The organism is Micromonospora sp. ALFpr18c, assembly GCF_008868155.1.
Classification (GTDB): domain Bacteria; phylum Actinomycetota; class Actinomycetes; order Mycobacteriales; family Micromonosporaceae; genus Micromonospora.
The window spans coordinates 1-2,957 of record NZ_WBKR01000341.1; the positions used below are offsets into that span (position 1 = coordinate 1).

4 protein-coding genes and 1 pseudogene are annotated in these 2,957 nt (G+C 67.2%); 3 read left to right on the forward strand and 2 right to left on the reverse strand.

Translation table 11 applies throughout. The annotated features are described in order from the left end of the window. The 3 genes and pseudogenes from F8271_RS30720 to F8271_RS30730 form a co-directional block, all read left to right on the forward strand. Positions 1-198: pseudogene (locus tag F8271_RS30720) on the forward strand (IS5/IS1182 family transposase); the annotation flags it as partial. Between the two features lie 98 nt (positions 199-296). Beyond that, on the forward strand, positions 297-647 hold the full coding sequence (locus tag F8271_RS30725) for a hypothetical protein (protein WP_192580537.1): 351 nt from the start codon (positions 297-299) through the stop codon (positions 645-647). Positions 648-767: 120 nt separating this feature from the next. Beyond that, positions 768-1,642 (forward strand): IS5 family transposase gene (locus tag F8271_RS30730; protein WP_370462005.1). Its coding sequence is split into 2 segments (ribosomal slippage): positions 768-1,112 and positions 1,115-1,642, totalling 873 coding nucleotides; the frame shifts between segments, so codons are not numbered across the junction. A gap of 9 nt (positions 1,643-1,651) precedes the next feature. Here the strand turns inward: F8271_RS30730 and F8271_RS30735 are convergent. Next, entirely contained in the window at positions 1,652-2,113 is a 462-nt protein-coding gene (locus tag F8271_RS30735) for a GNAT family N-acetyltransferase (RefSeq protein ID WP_225854883.1), read from the reverse strand. An 81-nt stretch (positions 2,114-2,194) separates the two neighbouring features. Further along, positions 2,195-2,957: RNA methyltransferase (locus tag F8271_RS30740; protein ID WP_151493290.1), on the reverse strand; the 763-nt coding region annotated here is incomplete at its 5' end.

Genomic DNA, 2,957 nt, shown 5'->3' on the forward strand with positions numbered 1-2,957 from the left:
AAACGCTGGGTCGTGGAGAGAACCAACTCCTGGATGAACGGCTTCGGCAAGATCCGCCGCCGCACCGACCGCAACGCCCAGATCATCGACTTCTACCTGTACCTGGCCGCAGCGATCGTCACCATCCGTCAACTCATCCAACGAGCCCGCACGCTCTACCGCTGGGACACCCGACCCACCACCCGCCGACTCAAGTAACGCCTATTGCCGGTCGCTCTAAGGCCCTTCAGGGCAAGCCGGCTCCGCCCGGGACCTGGTTCACTCCGGCGGGCCGCCTCGGGTTTGCGTTGCCCGAGATGCAAGGCCGAACGCTCGTTCACTCCGACATCAACCCGACCAACCTCATCCTCACGGCGAACGGGCTACGCGTTGTCGACTGGGCGTGGACGACTGAGGCCGCCTCGTGGGTCGAGCTGGCGCTGCTCGTGCAGTGGCTCATCGGCAGTGGCCACAGCCCGGCGCAGGCCGAGGAGTGGCTGGGGCAGTTCCCGGCCTGGACCTCGGTTGGCCGCGACGCTCTCGACGCCTTCGCCGCGATGAACGCCGCGAAATGGGAGGTCAAGGCCGAACAGAGCGCAGACGGGTGGGTGCATGATCTTGCGGCCTGGACCTGCGCATGGGCGAAGCACCGGAGCGCCGCCGGCTGACGATTTCAGCGCCCACGACCGCCCGCCCCGGTTCGCCTCCTCCCCCCGAAGAGGACGAGCTGGGGCGGGCTACTAGGCCGTGTTGTGAAAGTGGATCAAGGTCGTGGATGATCACTTGTTGTGGAGCGTGGTGATCTGACGAATGGCCAGTGGGGGCGACTTGAGCCGTTGCTACCGCATGGCAAGAAGCCGGGCCGGCCACCGATATGGACGCGTAGACAGTTGATCGACGGCATAAGGTGGCGGACCCGGACTGGTGCGCCATGGCGCGACGTGCCCGAGCGGTACGGGCCCTGGGACCGGGTCTACGACTTGTTCCGACGCTGGCAGCGGGACGGTAGCTGGAAGCAAATCTTCGTGCAATTGCAGGCCGAAGCCGACGCGAAGGGCTTGATCACCTGGGACGTGAGTGTGGACTCCACGATCGCCCGGGCTCACCAGCACGCTGCTGGCGCGCGTAAAAGGGGGCACTGCAGAAGGAGCCTCCCGGCGGCGTTTTCACGGAGCCCGACGACCATTGCCTCGGGCGGTCGCGCGGCGGGCTGACCACCAAGCTGCACCTGGCCGTGGAGCAGGGCCAGAAGCCTTTGTCGCTGCTGATCACCGCCGGGCAGCGGCACGACAGCCCGCAGTTCCTGCCGGTCCTGGAGGGCATCCGGGTACCCCGAATCGGCCCGGGCCGGCCGCGGACCAAGCCGAACAGGGTCCGCGCGGACAGGGCGTACGGCTCCCGCGCGAATCGGTCTTACCTGCGCAGACGCGGGATCGTTTGCACTATCCCGGAGAAGGCCGACCAAGCGCGCAACCGCAAGAAGCTCGGGACGCGCGGCGGCCGCCCGCCCAAGTTCGACAAGGACGACTACAGGGAGCGCCACGCGGTGGAGTGCGGCATCAATCGGCTCAAGCGCCACCGGGCCGTGGCCACGAGATACGAGAAACTCGCGGTCCGCTACGAAACGACGGTGCTGATCGCGGCCATCAACGAATGGCTTTGACCAGCACGCCTACGACCGGCACGACGGCGTCGAATCGGTCAGCGGCTTGAACAGGTGCACGTCTGCGTGCCCCCCAGGGATGCCCAGGGTCCGACCAGTCTCGGCATAGCCGTGGCGCTGGTAGAAGCCGGGAGCCTGGAAGGTGAAAGAGGAGACGGCGACGCGATCGCATCCGCGTCGCAGTGCCTCTGTCTCAGCTGCCTGCAGGATCCTGCTACCCCATCCGTCCTTGCGGCTGTCCTCGCGGACCCACAGCAGCTCGATGCCGCAGAGACCGCCCCAAGTCCATGCGGCCAGCCCGCCGACCAGTTCACCTGCATCGTCGGCGACTTTGATCGAGAACGTTCCACGATCAGCCGCACCTGTGGCGGCTGTGTTGAAGGCGACCAGCTCCTCGGTCAATCGGTCATTGAGGTCAGTGTCGCGCTCGCCGATAGTCAGAGTCGAACCAGAGCCGTGGTCAGTCGTCACGGCGCGGAGTATGTCAGTCCGTCCGGCTCCACAGCACGCGATTACCCACGACCTTGATCCACTTTCACAACACGGCCTAATTCAAGCTGGAGGCATTCCCAGCTCATCCTCGCGGCCCAGCTCCCAGAACGACACCGCAGCAGCAGCCGCCACGTTGAGCGAGTCGACACCACGGCGCATCGGCAGGACCACCCGCACGTCACTGGCCGCCTGCGCCGCCGCCGTCAGGCCGGGGCCTTCCGCTCCCAGCAGCAGGGCGGCCTTCGCTCGCTGAGCCGCGGTGAGGCGCTGAATCGGCACTGCATCGGGTGCCGGCGTCATGGCCAGGATCGTGAAGCCGGCGGCGCGCACCAGGTCCAGCCCTTCCGGCCACGGGTCCAGCTTCGCATAGGGGACGGCGAACACCTCGCCCATACTGACCCGCACACTGCGTCGGTAGAGCGGATCGGCGCAGGACGGCGAGAGCAGCACCGCGTCGATACCGAGAGCGGCGGCTCCCCGATACACCGCTCCCAGATTCGTGTGGTTATTCAGCCCTTCCAGCACCGCCACCCGGTGGGCGCTGGCCAACACGTCCTCGGCCGCAGGCAACGGCTTGCGATGAAAGCTGGCCAGCACGCCTCGGTGGACGTGAAATCCGGTGACGGCCTCCAGCACCTCCTGGTTAGCCGCGTACGCCGGTCCGTGGTCGAGCAGGTCGCCGAGCTGGTCTACCCGCTTCGCGTCCACCAGGAAGGAGCGCGGCTGATAGCCCGCGCGCAGCGCCCGGCGCAGCACCAGCTTTCCCTCGGCGATGAACAGGCCGTGCGGCGGCTCCCAGCGGGTGCGCAGCTCGACGTCGGTG

Excerpts from the sequence above, each read along its gene's own strand:
- F8271_RS30725 (WP_192580537.1), top strand. The coding sequence starts at position 297 with ATGCAAGGCCGAACGCTCGTTCACTCCGACATCAACCCGACCAACCTC.